The organism is Actinophytocola sp. (genome assembly GCF_036002505.1).
Classification (GTDB): domain Bacteria; phylum Actinomycetota; class Actinomycetes; order Mycobacteriales; family Pseudonocardiaceae; genus DASYTH01.
The window spans coordinates 44,585-61,491 of the sequence record NZ_DASYTH010000293.1; the positions used below are offsets into that span (position 1 = coordinate 44,585).

Here is a 16,907-nt window from a genome sequence, read left to right on the forward strand (position 1 = left end):
CCCGTACTACCCCAGCTGAAATGCAACGTCCAATTGCCAGCCACCGTCACGGCTGTCCCTCCCTCACGAGTCCCCCTGAGCGAATCCCCACAATCCACACCCACCAGGGCCGAAATACCAGAGTCGAAGGTCCCGCCGTTAAGGCAACTCTTCGTGCATCCCCCGGCGAAACGCGAGCGTGTCGACGAGCCGGCGGCGCCACGGCGCGGCATCGTGCTCCAGCACCTGCCGGGTCAGCGCATGGTCGAGGCACTCCGGCGGAACCGCGTAGGCGGCGATGTCGGCGACATGCGCGAGCCCCCGGGCTCCACCCGAGGCGATGCGGTCAAGGACCAGGTTGCCCAGGTCGGCCGGCCACGGCGCCGGTAGTGCCTGCACCAGCGCGGTGGGAAGTTGGTCCTGGAGGAACGGGCGGACGGCGGTGGCCCACTGATCGCGTGGGAGTGCCGAGATCAGGCGGGCAACCTGGTCGAGGGCGAGCCCGGTGTCTCCGTCCAGCAACGCCCGCACCCATTCGGCGTTCTGTTCTCTGTCCGCGGCCGCGGACCAGCCGAGTATGAGTAGGCGGCGGTCGCAGCCTTCGACCGGCATGCGGACGAGTTCGTCGGCCGGGTGACCGAGTCCGGTCCAGACGGACAGCGGGGCCGTGGACACCAGCTGGCCGAACCACCAGGCGCGTTCACCGACCCCGCGCGGAGGCGTCGGGTTCACGCCGTCGCGGCGCATCGCGTCGTCACAGGCGGCGGGAAGGTGGACGACCAGGGTGCGGCGCCGGATTGAGATGAGCGCGCGCAGCCGGGTAGCCATGCGCTCGGACAGCGCACTGCCGGGTAGGGCGGCGAGCAGCCCCGCGGCCAGCCGGCGCACGTCGCGGGCGCGGTCGTCCAGTGCCGCCTCGAGAAACTCTTCGTCCGAAGTGGACAGTTGAGTGTGCAGCGCGCCCAGGAACTGGACGCGGACCGGTGCGGGTTCGGACGGCCAGACCTCGGCCAGCGCGGCGCGGGCGGCGTCGGGGTCCGGTGTCCGCAGATCGGTCAGCCAGGCGTGTCGCTGATTGGTTGTGCCATGGGTCCACACCTCGGGGTCAGCTGAACGCTCGGCCAGGAATGCCCAGTCCGGCATCAGCGCGGCCAGCCAGGGTCCCCGCGGCCCGGCCGCCTCGGCGACCAGCGGGCGCAGCTCCGGCCGCCCGCGCGCCGCGTCGGCCAGCACCGGCAACCGCTCGGGCGGCACCCGCAGGCCCCGCGCGTGAACCGTCCTGAGCCACTCGGCCAGCAGGTTGCCCCGCTCCCCGAACAGCAGCATCGCCAGGCGGTAGGCGGCGTCGGGCCCGACGACCGGGCGCGGGTCCTCCGGCGCGCGGGAAAGCAACGTCACGTCGCGCTCCGGCAGCCGCCCGGCCCGCCGGTACCCGGTCAGCAGCGCCGCGGCGGACAGCAGCATGCGCTCCGGGTCGCCCCCGTTCACCAGTCCCCGCACGGATTCCGGCAGCTCCGACAGGTCCAGCGGCCGCCGCGCTGTGCCCAGCAGCGCGGCGCTGACCAGCGCCTCCCACTCCTTCACAGCGTGCTCAATGGTTCGCTCGCAAGCTCGCTCACAGCCGCACCGGCCGCTCTCCGTCCCAACAGGACAGCGGAAGCAGTCCGGCGGCGGACCACTCGCCCGCGACGGTCAGTGGAGCGCCCGCCGAGACGGCGAGCAGCGGCCAGGGATTCGCATAGGGGCGCAAGGGAAGCGCATCGCCGGAAGTGTCCACAAGGGACCAGCTATCGGTGCGGGTGGGGACGACGTCGTGCAAGACCACTGGCCACCGGTCGAGCCACGGGTCGTCGGCGAGCGCGTCGGCGAAGGCGGCCAAGGCGGTGGTAACGGCCTCGCCCGGTGGTTGGGGGGCGGGTTTGAGCTCTCCGCGTTCGCTGATGATCGCTCGCATGGCTCGTGCGCCGGGGTAGAACGCCAAGGTCGCCGTGACGGCCGTGCCGGGGACGAGCGAGTCGTCCAGCGGGGCGCCGGGCGGGGCGAACGAGAGGATCAGCGCAGGGCGGCCGGTGTCCTGGCCGCGCAACCACACCCGGCGGGTGATCAACCGCTCGTCCACCTGGTCGATCACACCGAGCACGATCCACCGGTCGGCCACCCGCTCCCCCGACGCCAGCACGCCCGCGGTGTCCACGGTGTATCCGAGCCGCGTGCGCACGGTCTGCGCCAGCCCCTCCGGCAGCGAGTCCAGCCGGCCGTGCGCGGACACCAGCAGGTGCAGCATGCCCAGTTCCTCGAGCACCCGCCCGGGCCAGTCCCGCCCGCGCCCGGCGATCTCTCCGGCCCGGCGCAGGCCCGCGGCCAGGCCCGGCGCCTGCGCGTCCACCATCCGCGCGGCCACCGCGGCGAACGCCGAGGATCCGCCGCGCTCGAACGTCCCGAGCCCGCGCCGCACCTGATCGGTCAGCCACCCGTCGAGCTCGGCCACCCCACCAGCGACCCGCTCCGCGCGGCGCTCCCGCCGGCGCGCGGCGGCCTCCTCGTCACGTTCCTTCGGCTCGGCCCGGCGGACCGCCCGGGCGGCACGTTCGTCGAGCCACGCCCGCACCCAGTCCGGCTCCGCGGCCGGCTCGACCTTGCGGAGCTTCAGCAACCAGTCCGCATGCTTGCACGGGATCTTGCGGCTGGGACAGGAGCACCGGTACGCCGGGCCGGAGAGGTCCACGCACACCCGGTACGGCGACGCCGCGCTGCCCTGGTACCGGCCCCACCGCGCGGCCGGCGACGATCCGGAGTCGATCCAGGGCATCAGCGCCGGGCCGATCCCCGCTCGATGTACACCTCGAGGCCGTCGAGCACGCGCTGCAGGCCGAACTCGAAGTCGTCGAACTCCGACAGCCCGAACGCGCCCTCGGCGATGGCCGCGTTCAGCGCCGGAAACCGGTCGGCGTGCTGGCGGATCAGCGCGCCGACGGCGTTCCCCCACTCGTTCGAAGCCCCGGCCAGCTCGCCGGAGAACGGCGCGAGGCTGCGCACGTACCCGTTGACCATCAGCACCGAAGCCATGATCTCCTCGCCAGTCAGCCCGCACTGGCCCAGTGCGGCCACCGCGGTCTCCAGGAACCCCAGCTGGTTCGGGCCCATGATCCGCTGGGTGGCCTCGGCCAGGAACCACGGGTGCCGCTGGAACACCACCCAGGTCAGCCGCGCCCACTCGGCCAGCTTCGGCCGCCAGCCACCGGGAATCGCGGACAGGTCGGGCGGCTCGCCGACCGCCGTGTCGATCATGAGGTCAACCAGCTCAGACTTCCCAGGCACATACCGGTAAAGCGACATGGTGGTAAATCCGAACTCCCCCGCCACCCGCTGCATCGACACCGCGCCGAGCCCCTCGGCGTCGGCGATCCGGATGGCCGCTGCGACGATCTGCTCCACCGACATCCCAGGCTTCGGTCCCCGGCTCGGCCGCTCCGCCGACCCCCACAGCAACTCCACGCTTTTCGCGGTCATCCCAGCTCCCATCAACCGGCCTGTCGAGGTTAGTGCCGGGCCGCCCGTTGACACCCTCCAGCCTATCTGTGTATAACATACACCAAATTGTGTAGCTCATAAACAGTGGAGAGGGTACGCAGATGAACGAGACGACGAAGGCAGGCCGGCGGGAGTGGGTCGGGCTGGCCACGCTGATGCTGCCGCTGCTGCTGGTGTCCATGGACGTGTCGGTGCTGTTCTTCGCCGTGCCGTTCATCAACGCCGACCTGACGCCTACCGCCACCCAGCAGTTGTGGATCTTCGATGTCTACGGCTTCGTGCTGGCCGGGCTGCTGATCACGATGGGCTGGCTGGGCGACCGGATCGGCCGCCGCCGGCTGCTGATGATCGGCGCGGCCGGCTTCGGCGCCGCGTCCGTGCTCGCCGCCTACGCCCCGAGCGCCGAGCTGCTGATCCTGGCCCGCGCCCTGCTGGGCATCGGCGGCGCCACCCTGATGCCGTCCACCGTGGCCTTGATCCGCAGCATGTTCCACGACGAGAAGCAGCGCGGCGTCGCGATCACGATCTGGACCTCCGGCCTGACCTTCGGCGTCTCCCTCGGCCCGATCCTGTCCGGGCTCCTGCTCGAGCACTTCTGGTGGGGCTCGGTGTTCCTGATCAACCTGCCGGCCATGGTGCTGCTGCTGGTCCTCGCCCCGGTCCTGATCCCCGAGTTCCGCAACCCGAACCCCGGCCGGTTCGACCTGATCAGCTCCGTGCTGTCGCTGGCCGCCGTGCTCCCGGTCATCTACGCGATCAAGGAGATCGCCGCGCACGGCATCACCGCGGGCCGGATCGGGCTCGCCGCGGGTGGCCTCCTGCTGGGCCTGGTGTTCGTCCGCCGGCAGCGGCGGCGGAACAACCCGATGATCGACCTGAGCCTGTTCCGCCGGCGCACGTTCAGCGGCGCCATGGCACTGAACGTGGTGACCATGTTCGGGCTGGCCGGGTTCGCCATCTTCACCACCCAGTACCTGCAGTCCGTCCTCGGCATGCGGCCCCTCGAGGCCGCGCTGTGGAGCCTGCTCGCCGGCGTCGGGGTCGGGGCCGCCGCGCCGCTCGTGTCGACGCTGGCCCAGCGCGGCGTGAACCGGGCCCACCTGGTCGCCGCCTCGTTCGCGGTCGCCGCGGCCGGCCTGCTCGAGCTGACCAGTGCCGAGGTCGATGACACCGTGCTGACCGTCCTGATCGGCGCCGGCCTGCTCTCCGCCGGCCTGGTCGCGGCCATCTCGCAGCTGGCCGAGCTGATCGTGGGCGACGCCCCGGCGGAGCGTGCCGGCACGGTGTCCGCGCTGATGGAGACAGGCTCGGAGTTCGGTGGCGCACTGGGCATCGCCGTGCTCGGCAGTATCGGAACGGCGGTCTACCGGTCAGAGATCACGCTGCCGGCGGGCGCGGGCGACGCCGCCCGGGAGACCCTCGGCGACGCCGCGGCGGTCGCCGCTCACCTGCCCGGCGACCTCGGCGGCGCGCTGCTCACCGCGGCCCGCACCGCGTTCACCAGCGGCATGCACACAGTGGCCCTGGTGGGCGCGGCGGTGATGGCGGTGGCAGCCGCCGCGGCGTTGGCCGTGAAGTTCGACCGGAAGGCTGACAGCGTCGTCGGCTGAGCGCATGTATGATCTAGGCGGTTCCGTGCTCCCGGTGACCCCCAGGCCGGTTGAGCGCGGAACCCCTTTATTTCGACGCCTGGAGCGCGTCGGACAGCGCAACCAGCTCGCGAACGTCGGCGTCGAGGCCGTCGGCGCGGGGTATGGCCACAGGGGTGGCGCGGGCCCCGACCGTGGCGCCGGAGGCGTGCGCACTCAGGCCGTGACGCAGCCGGTCGACCAGCGGGAGGTCGCTGGATCCGTTCATGTACGGGCTGATCCGCACCAGCCCGTCCCGGCATTCGATCACCCGGCGGTAGTAGCGGCGATGGATCTCCGGCAGGCGCAGCCGGTCCCGCCACTGACCGGTCGGCACCCGGTTGAGCGCGTCCTGGGGGAACTCCTGGTGCAGGAGTGTCCACAATGGACCGAGCCGGTGGTAGGTGTACCGGTGCTGCCACCAGACCCGGATGGCCGCCAGGCGCATCACGACCGCCGGGTAGGCGAACCCGATCAAGAACACCACGACTCCGCCCAGGAACAGCGGAATCGCGACCACCACCAGGTCACGGGGCAGGGTCCCGCCCGTCCACCGCACGACCGCCGAAAGGCTGAAGACCGCTTCCGCCGGCACGATCGCGGCGAGCCCCACCGAGGCCAGGGCCAGCCCCCGACGCAGGCGCGGCTCCGCTCCGCGCCCGTACCGCCAGGTCCACACCAGCGCGGTGGAGAACGCGTAGAGCATGTACAGGTACATGGTCAGGTACAGCAGTGCGACCGTGATCTCGGCGTGCGGCGAGCCGGGCCGCCCCGTGGTCAGCGCGGCGGCCGAGTCGCGGACCCGCGCCGGCATCGCCGCGACCGCCCAGGTCATGATCCCCGCCACGACCACGACCGGGACCGCCTGCCACATCGCCCGCCGGCGCGCGGTGCGCAGGTCCAGCGCGGAGAACAGGAAGAAGACGATCAGGCCGTACCCACCGAGGATGTTCGTGAAGTGCAGGACCAGCCGGGCGATGATCGGTTCGAGGCCGAGGAACCCGCTGCCGTCGGCGACGGACGACCGCACCACGAACATCAGCACGAACGAGGCGATCGTGACGGTGACCGCGCGCAGCGGAACGTTGTGCGGGGCCCGCACCAGCAGGTACATCATCCAGGCCAGGACGAAGCAAGCCACCAGGCCTTCGACCACCAGCAGCGCGGTCACGCCGTCACCTCACAGCCAGCCCATCCGGTCGCCGAGCGCGGCACCCATCCGCTGCGCGGTGGCGTCCGCCGACGCCGGCGCGGCCACCCGGTCGAGCACCGAGGCCCACTCGAGGATGATCGTGGCCACGGTCTCGGCCTCGCGCTCCCGCTCGGTGTCGTAGGACGTGCGGCGCAGCGCCCGGCGCACCGCGTCCGGCTCCAGGTCGGGATACCGTTCCCGCAGCGCCTCCGGCTCGACGTCCGGATACAGCTCGGCGAGCAGCGCGTCATCCTCCTCGTCACTGTTGTGGCCGGCGAGGATATGCCCCAGCTCGTGCAGCACGATATGGCCCTGGTGGGCTTTGCTGGTTTCCTGCTGGTAGAGGATGTAATCGGCGTTCTCGGTGGTGATCCACACGCCGAACGGCCCGGGCACCGGAATGGGGTGTGGCACCAGGCGGATCGGCTTGCCGCGGGTCTCCCCCACCCGGCGGCACAGCTCCTCGATGTCAAGCGGCGGCTGGATGTCCAGCTCGTTGAGCAGCCGGCGGCATCTCCGGCGTAGCACTCGTTCCCTCACGGGTCACTCCTTGTCACCCGTCGCCCGTTCCGCCTTCTCCTCGCGGTAGACGACGTTGAGCAACTCCATCACCAGTCTTCGCCGGTGCGGCGACAGCTCCCCGGCCCGCATGGCCATGAGCTGCACGTCGCTGGAGCCGGCGATCTCGTTCAGCCGCACCTGCTCCGATCTGAGCTTTTCCAGCTGCTTCGCGACCTGGTCGGTCATCGCGTCGTCGAAGAAGTAGCTGACCGGCACGCCGAAGAAACCGGCGAGGGCCTGCAGATGTTTGAACGTCGGATTGTCCTTCTTGGACTTCCGGAGCTGCCAGATGTAGCTCTGGGAGATCTTGACGTCGCCTCGGGCCGAGATCGCGGCCGCGACTTGCTCGTTGCTGTACTCCTGACCGTTTCGCGGCGTGTTGTGGGCAAACAGGTAGTTCAGCTTGTCGGCCAAGCTCCGGCCATTGGTTGTGTTTTCAACCATCACGGCCCTCCCTGGCAGCGCCCGGGGCGCTTCCACTACAGTGAAAAGTCCACACGGTCCTGACGTTTTCACCAGTTGAATAACGGTGTATCACCAGCCTAGACTCCGCTTAGTACCGGATCAACTACAGCTGAAGTGGACGAATGATGAGGCCAGGCGCGGTGGTCGACAAGCTTACCGGCCTGCTCACCTGGAGATACTGGGAGGAGCGCGCGACCCAGGCGCTCGAGCGCGCCGGCACCCGGGCCACCGCACTTCTGCTGGTCGATCTCGACGGCGTCACCCTGATCAACGATCCCGCCACCGAGGAGGCCGTCCTGGCCACCGCCTCGGTCCTGCGGGAGACACTGCGCGCCACCGACCTCGCCGGCAGGTACGGCCACGGGGGTGATGGGTTCCTGGTTCTCCTTCCGGCCAGGGACCGGCAACTGGGGGAGCTGGTCGCTCGTCGGATCCGGGCGCGGATCCGGCGAGCGATCAATCTCCCGGCCTCGATCGGGGTGGCCGTGAACGACCCGAGCACCGCCCGCGTCCGCACGCTGCCGGAGCTGGTCCACCAGGCCGACGCCGCGCTGCTGTCGGCCCGCACCCGGGGCGGCGACCAGATCGTGGTCGCCGGCGCCGGCGTGCGCCTGGCCGGTTAGACCCCCGCCAGCAGGGCGACCGCCTCCCGCTCCTCGGCGTGGCACTCCTCGACCAGCGTGGCCAGCTCGTCGAACAGCGCGCGGCGGCCCGGTTCGCCGAGCGGGTCGGCCGCGGCGTACTCCCCCGCCAGGGCGCCGATCCGCTCGTCCAGCGCGCTCAGCTCGTCCGGCGTCCCGGTGCCGCTGCACGTCAGCTCCATCCGCCGCTCGGACAGTTCGCCATACGTGCCAAGGGAATCCACGGTCTCCAGGGCCCGGGCGGCCAGCCGGGACCAGGTCGCGCCGGAGCGGCGGAACCGTTCGGCGGCCTCGTCGAGCACGTCGCTCGCTCGGGTGAGCACCGCCGCGGCTTCGCTGAGGAACTCCGCGTAGAGCGGGCGGGTCGCGCCCGGCGCGGTGAGCTGGAGCTCGAGGCACTCGTAGAGCCGGCGCAACCCGTGGTAGAGCGGGACCGGCTCGCTGAAGCGGCGGGGCCAGCCGGTCTTGGCCTTGCCGTCGCGGAGCTGCTCGGCCAGCTTGGCCATGCCGGACAGTCCGAAGTTGACGTCGAAGTTGTTGCCCAGCACCGGACCGGTGAGGTGCGCGACCGTGGTGGCGATGGCGTCCGTGACCGCCGCGGCGAGATCCGTGGCGGCCGGCGGGCCGGTCGGGGTGAGCATGTGGTGGCGACCCTTGCGGTGTGCCGACCACGCCTCGGCGAACTGGTCCGCCGGGATCCGGGACGGCTGGGTGGCCTCGTCGTCGACGAGCAGCGTGTCGCCCTCCCGGCCGGCGACGACCACCACGTACGGATCGGTGCCGTAGCCGGGAAGCATGCCGTGCCAGGGCAGGCGGCTCTGGTCCACCGTGCACAGCACCGGGCGTCCCGCGTCCAGCTCGGCGTAGAGCTTCTTCAGCGCCGGGGCGGGTTTCGAGCTGTGCGCCTCGGCCAGCGGGACGCCGAGCCGGCCGAGCGCGGCCGGCGCCCACGGCTCGGGGTGGTGCTGCGCCACGATGGTCATCATCGGCGGCATGCCGGTGTAGTCGAACACGAAGTACATGAACCCGACGCCGCCGGCGAGCCCGGCGGCCATCGCCTCGCCGTGTTGCGTGCCGAGGTGCCGGAGCACGTGCACGACCAGCGCGGACGGCCGGTGCGACTCGACACCGAAGGTGTCGTAGCCGGGCACGATCCCGGCCGGCAGCGGTGGCGCGTCGGCCCGCCCGGCCTTGGCGAGCACCTGCCGGCGGGCGGTCGTATAGCTCTCGCCGGTGCGCGACATCCGCTCGCGGATCAGCTTCTTGAGCGCCCTGCGCTCCGTCATCGTCGTTCCTCTCGCGGCCGCGCCGGCGCACCCCACGCCGCGACCGGCGCGCCGAACGAAAGGAAGGTCATGGCACGGCACGCCACCCGCGACGGCATCGAGGCCACCTCTGCCTCCGCACGGCCGGCGGGCGTGGGCCACCGGTCAGGAGGTCCGGCGCGCGGGTGAGCGCCACGCGGCACCTTAGCCGAGACCGAACCCGCCGATACATGTTACTAGCGGTAACATGTCCGCATGGACGATGAGGAGGGCTACACCGGGCCGGCGACGCTGATCGTCGACGAGTCCGAGGTGGACGTCACGGTGACGCTGCGCGGGCAGTTCGAGCCGATTGACGGCCTGTACCACTGGTACGGCAGGATCAACGCCGACGAACGGGTGCGCAGGTTGGCGGTGCCCAAGGCGGTCGTGTTGCGGACCCCGGAGGGTGCGGCATCCGGTCAGCTGTCGGATCCGGACACCTGGGGACGCTTGCGGATCACCGGCACCGGCCGGCCGCCGTTCGCGGTGGCTACCTCGCTGGCTGACGTGGAAGGGTCCTGATGTTCGACGTGGTCCTGTTCGGCGCCACCGGATTCACCGGCGCGCTCACCGCCGGGTACCTGGCGGCCAACGCACCCGCGGGCTGCCGGTGGGCGCTGGCCGGGCGGGACCGCGGCAAGCTCGAAGCCCTGGGCCGCCGTCTGTCCAAACTGGACGCACAACTGATCGGGCTGCCCCTGCTGCACGCGGACATCACCGACCCCGGCTCGCTGCGCGCCGTCGCCGAGCAGGCCCGCGTCGTGATCACCACGGTCGGCCCGTACGTGCACCTCGGCGAGCCGCTGGTGGCCGCCTGCGCGGCGACCGGCACCGACTACGTCGACCTCACCGGCGAACCGGAGTTCGTCGACCGGATGTTCCTGCGCTACCACGCCCAGGCCGACGAGACCGGCGCCCGGATCGTGCACGCCTGCGGGTTCGACTCGATCCCGCACGACCTCGGCGTCTACTTCACCGTGCAGCAACTGCCGGAGGGCGTGCCGATCACCGTCGACGGTTTCGTGCGTGCGGCCGGCACGATCTCCGGCGGCACCTTCCACTCCGCGGTGACGGCGGCCAGCCGGTTCCGGGACGGGCAGGAGACCGCCAAGGCGCGCCGGCGCGCCGACCCCAGGCCCGCTGACCGTCGCATCAGGACACCCCTGGGCCGCGTCACCCGGTACGGCGGAATGTGGGCGGTGCCGCTACCGACCATCGACCCGCAGATCATCGCCCGGTCCGCCGCCGCGCTCCCCCGCTACGGCCCCGACTTCACCTACCGCCACTTCGCCGCCGTCAAGCACCTGACCACGATCGCCGCCGCCGGCGCCGGCCTCGGCACCCTCGCCGTCCTGGCCCAGATCCCCCCGACCCGCCGCTGGCTCCTCGACCGGCTCAAGCCCGGCGAAGGCCCCACCGCCGAACGACGCGCCAAATCCTGGTTCACCGTCCGCTTCGACGCCCACGGCGGCGACCGGCACGTCACCACCGAAGTCTCCGGCGGCGACCCCGGCTACACCGAAACCGCCAAAATGCTCGCCGAGTCCGCCCTCTGCCTCGCCTTCGACGACCTCCCACCCACCTCCGGCCAGCTCACCCCCGCCGCCGCCATGGGCCAACCCCTGATCGACCGCCTGCGCGCCAAGGACATCACCTTCCGGGTGAAAGAAACGACACCCCAGCGCTAACCGGGCATGTTGGCCGCTCACGTCGCAGTGTTGGCGTCTGACGGTGCCGTGTTGGCCTGTGGCGTCGAGGCTCCTTGTTCGGAGGCGCTGCGGAATGCGGCGAATGCGTCGTTGCTCGCGCTGGGCGTGAGGAACGACGCATTCACCGCTCAAGCCGCCTCAGGGCTAGTGACCCCTGGCCTCGCGCCACATGCGGTACAGGGTGGGGCCGTCGGGGATGTGGATGGTGCCGGTGACGGTGAAGCCGTGGTGGAGGTAGAGGGCGAGGTTGCGGCGGTTGGTGGCCTCGAGGTAGGCGGGGACGCCGCGGCGGTGCAGCTCGGTGAGGCGGTTGGCGAGCAGGGCGGAACCGAGACCGCGGCCCTGGTGGTCGGGGCGTACGGCCATGAAGCTCAGGTAGTGGTGGGCGCGCTCGATCGGGTGCTCGGCCTGGAGGGCGGCGTCCAGCGCCAGGAAGCGCGGGAGGTACGGGCCGGTGACGGCGGCGAGCTGCGCGTCGTAGTCGGCGGGCCCGACGTCCGGCACGCCCCAGGGCGCCGGGTGCCAGATGGCGACGGCGCTGCGGTCGGGCGTGGCGAACACCTCGCCGGCGCCGCGCAGCGCGTGGCGGGCCCGCATCCGGAAGTACTCCGGGTAGAGCCGGGCGCGGATGTCCGCCTCGGGGACCAGCCACTCCGCCAGCCCGTCGTTCAGGTAGGCCGGCGCCAGCACGGCGGTGATCAGCTCCAGCTCGGCGGTGGTGTTGTGCAGCCGGACGATCCCGGTGCCGGGCCGGGCCGGCGCCAAGGTCCGCCCCGGCATTGAGGTTTCGGCCGGTGCGGGCGGTGGCACGACCGGCCGCGGGCGCTCCGCGGCGAAGATGATCGTCGACGGCTCCTCCCGCACCGGCTCGCTCATCGACCGGCCGATCACCCGGTTCGCCCCGAGCCCGATGGTCCGGTACACGTCCGGCCGCCGCGCCTTCAGGTACCAGCCCCAGAGCAGCCCGCCCACCGCGGCGACGGCGAACACCGACGGCAGCACCCAGCTCCGCGCGTCCCCCGGCGGCACCATGAGCAACGTGTGGAAGTTGGCCAGGACGACGACCAGCACCACGAGCAGCGACACCCCGGCCAAGGACGGCGCGCCGACCCGGCTCCAGGACGACTCGCCCTCCGGGCGGCGGCGGAAGTAGGCGAGCACGGCGAACGAGGTGGCGGTCATCAGCGCCAGCACACCCAGCGCGCCGAGGCTGGTGCCGACGAAGAACAGCGTGACCACCGGGTTGACCCCGGCGAGCACGGCGATCACCAGCACCACCAGCGCCAGCACGGACTGGGTGAGCGAGCCGGCGTACGGCGACCCGGTGCGGTAGTGCGTGGCGCCCAGCCCTCCGGGCAGCACCCGCTCCCGGCCCAGGCTGAACAGGTACCGGGCGACGGTGTTGTGGAAGCTCAGCAGCGCCGCGAACAGGCTCGTCACGAACAGCACCCGGGCCAGATCCGTGACCATTCGGCCGACGTGCCCCGCGGCCAGGTTGAACATCAGCGCCGGACCGTCCGACCGGGACGCCGCCACGATCCCGTCCGGCCCGGTGGCCACCGACAGCGCCCAGGACGAAACCGTGTACAGCACGCCGATGAACGCCACCGCGAGGAACGTCGCCCGGGCCACCGTCCGCCGCGGATCCTTGGTCTCCTCGGCGAACACCGCGCTCCCCTCGAACCCCACGAACCCGGCGATGGCCACCGCGAGCGAGGCGCCCCAGCCGGCGTTGGCCAGGTTCGCCGGGTTGACCGAGTCGAACGTGACCGCGCCGCCGGCCGGGTTCGCCACGAACACCAGGTCGTAGAGCAACACGATGAGCACCTCGGCGACCAGCAGCACGGCCAGCACCCGGCTGTTGATGTCCACCCGGAGCACGCCGACGAGCCCGATCACCGCCCAGCCGGCCAGCGCGCAGACCCACCACGGCACGGACACCGCGAAGAGCGTCGCGAGCAGGCCGGCCAGCGCCATACCGAAGATCCCGTACAGCCCGATCTGCATGGCGTTGTACGCCAGCAGCGCCACGAAGCTCGCCGCGACCCCGGGCACCCGGCCGAAGCCCTGCACGACGTAGGTGTAGAACGCGCCGGCGTTGGTGATGTGCCGCGACATCGCCACGTAGCCGGCGGCGAACACCGCGAAGATCACCGCGATCACCGCGTAGGCGACCGGGATGCCGAGCACGCCGGTGACCGCGAACCCGGTGGTCGCCCCGCCCGCCGCGGTGGTCAGCGGGGCGGCCGCCGCGACGATGAAGAACACCACGCTGGCGACGCCGAGCCGGTTGGCGGCCAGCACCCGCGACACCTTGCTCGGCGTGTTCGCGACCTGCATGTGGTCGAGCACCGGATCTCCTTATGGGTCAACGGCGGCCGGCGACGGCATCGCCCACCGCGGCCTCGGTGTGGTCGGCCAGGTCCCGCAGCGCCGGCGGGAGTTGGTCACGGAGTTGGGCGAGCCGCGTGCGCAGGCCCACCCGCTGTTCGTGCCACCACGCCAGGCGCGGCAGCAGGCCGCACGCGTCAGCCAGGGCGGCGAACGTCATCGCCGGCACGGCGGTGTCGGACGCCGGCTCGCGGGCGAGCATGCTGTAGACGGCGGCCTCCGGGCCGAGCGCGGTGCTGATGTCGGCCGCCCGGTAGGTGGCCACGGTGCCGCCCCACCACCGCCGGCGGCCGGGCGCCTCGTGCAGAATCCCGTTGAAGCACAAGCGGTTCCGCACCTGGGTGACCGAGCTGTGGCCGAGGTAGACCAGCCATACCCGGACCGGGTGCGGCTGCTTGGCCACCTGCAGCTCGGAGACGATGTCGGCGAGCACGGTCTGGCTCAGGATGTCGTCCATCGGCGCGCGGCTCACCAGCACGACCCGGCCCTGCCGCACGTCGATGCGGCGGTCCAGGACGAGTTCGGCGAGCAGTGCGCCGGCCAGGCCGAGCTCCATTCCGGCCCGGTGCAGCCGGGCCCGTAGGTGACCGGTGTCGTGGTCATGTGCGGCGAGGAAGAGCTGATCGGCTGTCCGAACCGGTATGGGCGGCCCCGGGCGACGGATCACCAGCTGATCTTTCGAAGCGAGCGGCACACGGTGATGGGCAACCCTTGGAGTCGGTACCGGGCGGCCCATTCTGTCATCCCTTGCTCACCCTGGGTAGAGGTTGTTCAGACAACTCCAAGAGTTAACAATCCGAACGATCGTGCTATCGTGTTGCCATGGGTAAGGGCGAGGCGACCCGGGAAGCCGTGCTCGACGAAGCCGGCCGGATGGCGCGGACCGTCGGGCTGGGCGGCATGACCATCGGCACGCTCGCCGCGAGCACCCAGCTCTCCAAGAGCGGGCTCTACGCCCACTTCCAGTCCAAAGAGGACCTGCAGCTCCAGGTGCTGGAGCACGCCAAGGCCCGGTTCGTGGCCCAGGTGATCGCCCCGGCGCTGTCCGCCCCGCGCGGCGAGCCCCGCGTACGGTCCCTCTTCGAGCACAAGCTGCGCTGGGATTCCGCGCCCGGCGGCTGCATCTTCACCTCCGCGGCCACCGAACTGGACGACCAGCCCGGCCCGGTCCGCGACCGGGTGGCCCGCGACGAGCGCGACTGGCGGGACACCATCGCCGAGGTGTTCCGCACCGGCGTCGCCGAAGGCCACTTCCGCCCGGACGCCGACCCGGAGCAGTTCGCCTTCGACCTCGAAGGCGTGTTCCTCGCCCACCACCTGACCAGCCGTCTGCTCGACGACTCCACCGCCGGCGAGCGGGCCTGGCGCTCCTTCGAGCAACTCCTGGCCACGGCACGCGTGTCCTGACCGGCCCTCACTTGGGAGACATCATGGCATCGTTCTCATCATTGAAAAGCACGATCGTTCGTTCTCTATTCGGAACGCTCGAACGTGCCGCGCCAGATCTTGGGGCCCGTTGGGCCGAACGGCTCTGGCTCACCCTGCCCCGCTTCCGCGGCACCCACCGCACCGCCGGCCTCCCCCTCGCCGAGACGTTCCGCGTCCGCGTCCACGACCGCCACGTCTCCGGCCGCGCCTGGGGCACCGGCCCCACCGTCTACCTGGTTCACGGCTGGGGCGGCGCCAGCACCCAACTCGACCCGTTCGTCCGACCCCTCCTCGCCACCGGCCACCGCGTGATCGCCTTCGACGCCCTCAGCCACGGCGACTCCGACCCCGGCCACCACGGCCCCCGCCGCTCCACCATCCCCGAGATGGCCGACGCCCTCGCCGCCGTCGTCGCCAAGCACGGCCCGGCCCACGCCATCATCGCCCACTCCCTCGGCTGCACAGCGACATTCTTCGCGATGCGCGCTGGACTTCCAGTTCGTCGCCTGGTGTTCCTCGCCCCGATGACGCAGCCTTCGCCGTACACGGTTCTCTTTGCCGCGGCGCTGGGTTTCGACGAGCGCATCCGCACCCGCATGGAAGCTCGCGCGGCCCAACGGGTTGGCCGGCCGTGGTCGGACTTCGACATGCCCAGCCAGGTCGGTGAGGTCGGCAGGCTCCCATCGCTGCTTCTCGTCCACGACCCGCGGGACCGCGAAACGCGCTACGCGGACAGCCTCGCTCTGCACAAGGTGTGGCCGCACGCCGAGTTGGTGACGGCGTCTGACCTCGGCCACTGGCGCATCCTGCGCGACCCTATGATCATCGACCACACCGTCTCATTCATCACGCCCTCCGCCGAGGCGGTAAATCCGACCCGCATTGCCTGATCCGACAGCGAATGCCAGCCGCTCGGCATCGGCCACGGTGAGTACGTCCTCGTTGATCCACGTGTCCAACAGTCTGCCGAAGTGGTGCCGCCATAACGCCGCAGCCAGGTAATGCGTCTCCGGCAGCTGACGCCCGTCCGACGACCACACCACGGCATCAAACGGCGCCAACTCCAGCACCTCCCCCAAAACATCACCCGCCCGCGCCCCCACAAACGGCACCATCAACCCCACATCAACAACCACATTCGGAAACACATGCGCCAAATACGCCGCATTCCGGTGGTACGGCCAGCAGTGCAACAACACAATCATCACATTCGGATAAGCCTCAACAAAATCGTGTAATAGTGCCGGATCGACATCCCGCAACCTCAGGTCCGGATCCCCGAACCCGGCATGCACCTGCAGCGGCAACGACAACTCCGCCGCCACCCGCGCCCCCTCATGCACCAACCAACTCAGCAGATCCGGCTCCTCGACCCGCCCACCCCTTCGCAGCCACCGCTCCGCCGCCACCCGCGCTGCCGTGCTTGTCGGCGGCAAACTTGGAACCGCCAGACCCGACCGGTACCCGACAATGGTCTTCAACCCCACCGCATTCGCGGCCCGCTCATGCAGTGTGGCCCGGAATCCGTTAAGCGAGAATTTTCCTTGCGCCGCCAGCGTTTCCGCAACGTGCTCGATTCGCACCACTTCGTGGCCAGCGCCGTCACTGAACACCTCCGGCCCGGTAAGCGGCTGTGGCGGCGTAAACCCGGTATCAACCAGCCACTCAGTCACATTGGCCGCGCGCAGCAGCCGTTCGGTGACCTCCCGCCACCCCAACTCGACCCGCCGTCTCAAGTAGACATCGCGACCGGCCAGTGACGGCAGGTCCAGAATCGGCGCACACCAACGCCGGACTCCCAAGCCCAGCAAGGAGTTGAACGGATCTCGGTGGTGCGGCACTTCCGGCGCTTCGGTCAGATAGCTGCTGAGCTCGGCGGCACCGAGGGCTTTGGTCAGGACGCCGTGGCAGTGCTGGTCAACCAGCGGGATGTCGTCTGTTACCAACGCCATCGGGTGGCCTGGGTTAGCTGGGTGGGGTCGAGGTGGGCGCAGCGGTCGGCTTCGGCGCGGCGGACGGTGAGGATGGCGTCGTGGAGTTCGGGGCCCAGGGCGGTGGCGAGGGTGGTGGAGGAC

16 protein-coding genes are annotated in these 16,907 nt (G+C 71.0%); 6 read left to right on the top strand and 10 right to left on the bottom strand.

The features are described from left to right. Window positions 1-138 precede the first annotated feature (138 nt). The 3 genes from VGR06_RS25700 to VGR06_RS25710 are packed head-to-tail and all read right to left on the bottom strand — an operon-like array spanning window position 139 to window position 3,489. The gene (locus VGR06_RS25700; protein ID WP_327561691.1) at window positions 139-1,563 is read right to left on the bottom strand and encodes a DUF5691 domain-containing protein; all 1,425 of its coding nucleotides are present in this window, start codon (window positions 1,561-1,563) and stop codon (window positions 139-141) included. A 31-nt stretch (window positions 1,564-1,594) separates the two neighbouring features. After that, window positions 1,595-2,788: an SWIM zinc finger family protein gene (locus VGR06_RS25705; RefSeq protein ID WP_327561692.1), complete on the bottom strand. Its 1,194-nt coding sequence runs from the start codon at window positions 2,786-2,788 to the stop codon at window positions 1,595-1,597. Further along, window positions 2,788-3,489 (bottom strand): TetR/AcrR family transcriptional regulator, encoded by a 702-nt coding sequence (locus tag VGR06_RS25710; protein WP_327561693.1) that lies wholly within the window; start codon window positions 3,487-3,489, stop codon window positions 2,788-2,790. Before VGR06_RS25710 ends, VGR06_RS25705 begins: the two co-directional genes overlap by 1 nt. A 122-nt stretch (window positions 3,490-3,611) precedes the next feature. Between VGR06_RS25710 and VGR06_RS25715 the strand changes: the two genes are divergently transcribed. Further along, window positions 3,612-5,120: an MFS transporter gene (locus VGR06_RS25715; RefSeq protein WP_327561694.1), complete on the top strand. Its 1,509-nt coding sequence runs from the start codon at window positions 3,612-3,614 to the stop codon at window positions 5,118-5,120. 67 nt (window positions 5,121-5,187) lie between these two features. Here VGR06_RS25715 and VGR06_RS25720 read toward each other — a convergent pair whose 3' ends face one another. Genes VGR06_RS25720 through VGR06_RS25730 form a run of 3 tightly spaced genes read right to left on the bottom strand, consistent with a single transcriptional unit; the run spans window position 5,188 to window position 7,335 of the window. Further along, complete coding sequence (locus VGR06_RS25720; protein WP_327561695.1) at window positions 5,188-6,309, bottom strand: MAB_1171c family putative transporter; 1,122 nt, start codon at window positions 6,307-6,309, stop codon at window positions 5,188-5,190. A gap of 9 nt (window positions 6,310-6,318) precedes the next feature. Next, window positions 6,319-6,870, bottom strand: coding sequence for a hypothetical protein (locus VGR06_RS25725; RefSeq protein WP_327561696.1), 552 nt, complete (start codon window positions 6,868-6,870; stop codon window positions 6,319-6,321). A 3-nt stretch (window positions 6,871-6,873) separates the two neighbouring features. Next, window positions 6,874-7,335, bottom strand: a complete 462-nt coding sequence (locus VGR06_RS25730; RefSeq protein ID WP_327561697.1) for a helix-turn-helix domain-containing protein — start codon at window positions 7,333-7,335, stop codon at window positions 6,874-6,876. Window positions 7,336-7,496: 161 nt separating this feature from the next. Here VGR06_RS25730 and VGR06_RS25735 point away from each other — a divergent pair, with 161 nt between their 5' ends. Continuing rightward, window positions 7,497-7,979, top strand: a complete 483-nt coding sequence (locus tag VGR06_RS25735; RefSeq protein WP_327561698.1) for a GGDEF domain-containing protein — start codon at window positions 7,497-7,499, stop codon at window positions 7,977-7,979. Here the strand turns inward: VGR06_RS25735 and VGR06_RS25740 are convergent. Then, window positions 7,976-9,283 carry a BtrH N-terminal domain-containing protein gene (locus VGR06_RS25740; protein WP_327561699.1) on the bottom strand — a complete coding sequence of 436 codons (1,308 nt, stop codon included), beginning with the start codon at window positions 9,281-9,283 and terminating at the stop codon, window positions 7,976-7,978. The genes VGR06_RS25735 and VGR06_RS25740 overlap by 4 nt on opposite strands. 234 nt (window positions 9,284-9,517) lie before the next feature. Here VGR06_RS25740 and VGR06_RS25745 point away from each other — a divergent pair, with 234 nt between their 5' ends. Together VGR06_RS25745 and VGR06_RS25750 are read left to right on the top strand one after the other, a co-directional pair. Further along, window positions 9,518-9,826, top strand: coding sequence for a DUF4873 domain-containing protein (locus tag VGR06_RS25745; protein ID WP_327561700.1), 309 nt, complete (start codon window positions 9,518-9,520; stop codon window positions 9,824-9,826). Then, window positions 9,826-10,992 (top strand): saccharopine dehydrogenase family protein, encoded by a 1,167-nt coding sequence (locus tag VGR06_RS25750; protein ID WP_327561701.1) that lies wholly within the window; start codon window positions 9,826-9,828, stop codon window positions 10,990-10,992. The genes VGR06_RS25745 and VGR06_RS25750 overlap by 1 nt, the downstream gene beginning before the upstream one ends. Window positions 10,993-11,157: 165 nt before the next feature. On the opposite strand, the gene VGR06_RS25755 is transcribed toward VGR06_RS25750, so the two are convergent. Both VGR06_RS25755 and VGR06_RS25760 read right to left on the bottom strand, forming a co-directional pair. Further along, window positions 11,158-13,365, bottom strand: a complete 2,208-nt coding sequence (locus tag VGR06_RS25755; RefSeq protein WP_327561702.1) for an amino acid permease — start codon at window positions 13,363-13,365, stop codon at window positions 11,158-11,160. Window positions 13,366-13,381: 16 nt separating this feature from the next. Next, window positions 13,382-14,071 (bottom strand): GOLPH3/VPS74 family protein, encoded by a 690-nt coding sequence (locus VGR06_RS25760; RefSeq protein WP_327561703.1) that lies wholly within the window; start codon window positions 14,069-14,071, stop codon window positions 13,382-13,384. Window positions 14,072-14,226: 155 nt separating this feature from the next. Here VGR06_RS25760 and VGR06_RS25765 point away from each other — a divergent pair, with 155 nt between their 5' ends. Beyond that, window positions 14,227-14,811, top strand: coding sequence for a TetR/AcrR family transcriptional regulator (locus VGR06_RS25765; protein ID WP_327561704.1), 585 nt, complete (start codon window positions 14,227-14,229; stop codon window positions 14,809-14,811). Between the two features lie 41 nt (window positions 14,812-14,852). After that, window positions 14,853-15,722 carry an alpha/beta fold hydrolase gene (locus VGR06_RS25770; RefSeq protein WP_327561705.1) on the top strand — a complete coding sequence of 290 codons (870 nt, stop codon included), beginning with the start codon at window positions 14,853-14,855 and terminating at the stop codon, window positions 15,720-15,722. On the opposite strand, the gene VGR06_RS25775 is transcribed toward VGR06_RS25770, so the two are convergent. Then, window positions 15,672-16,784 carry an amidohydrolase family protein gene (locus VGR06_RS25775; RefSeq protein ID WP_327561706.1) on the bottom strand — a complete coding sequence of 371 codons (1,113 nt, stop codon included), beginning with the start codon at window positions 16,782-16,784 and terminating at the stop codon, window positions 15,672-15,674. The genes VGR06_RS25770 and VGR06_RS25775 overlap by 51 nt on opposite strands. Window positions 16,785-16,907: the final 123 nt, after the last annotated feature.

What these genes read in the sequence shown, in the direction of transcription:
- VGR06_RS25705 (WP_327561692.1), bottom strand. Translation starts at nt 2,788, where the DNA reads ATGCCCTGGATCGACTCCGGATCGTCGCCGGCCGCGCGGTGGGGCCGG.
- VGR06_RS25710 (WP_327561693.1), bottom strand. Translation starts at nt 3,489, where the DNA reads ATGACCGCGAAAAGCGTGGAGTTGCTGTGGGGGTCGGCGGAGCGGCCG.
- VGR06_RS25715 (WP_327561694.1), top strand. Translation starts at nt 3,612, where the DNA reads ATGAACGAGACGACGAAGGCAGGCCGGCGGGAGTGGGTCGGGCTGGCC.
- VGR06_RS25730 (WP_327561697.1), bottom strand. Translation starts at nt 7,335, where the DNA reads ATGGTTGAAAACACAACCAATGGCCGGAGCTTGGCCGACAAGCTGAAC.
- VGR06_RS25740 (WP_327561699.1), bottom strand. Translation starts at nt 9,283, where the DNA reads ATGACGGAGCGCAGGGCGCTCAAGAAGCTGATCCGCGAGCGGATGTCG.
- VGR06_RS25745 (WP_327561700.1), top strand. Translation starts at nt 9,518, where the DNA reads ATGGACGATGAGGAGGGCTACACCGGGCCGGCGACGCTGATCGTCGAC.
- VGR06_RS25750 (WP_327561701.1), top strand. Translation starts at nt 9,826, where the DNA reads ATGTTCGACGTGGTCCTGTTCGGCGCCACCGGATTCACCGGCGCGCTC.
- VGR06_RS25765 (WP_327561704.1), top strand. Translation starts at nt 14,227, where the DNA reads ATGGGTAAGGGCGAGGCGACCCGGGAAGCCGTGCTCGACGAAGCCGGC.
- VGR06_RS25775 (WP_327561706.1), bottom strand. Translation starts at nt 16,784, where the DNA reads ATGGCGTTGGTAACAGACGACATCCCGCTGGTTGACCAGCACTGCCAC.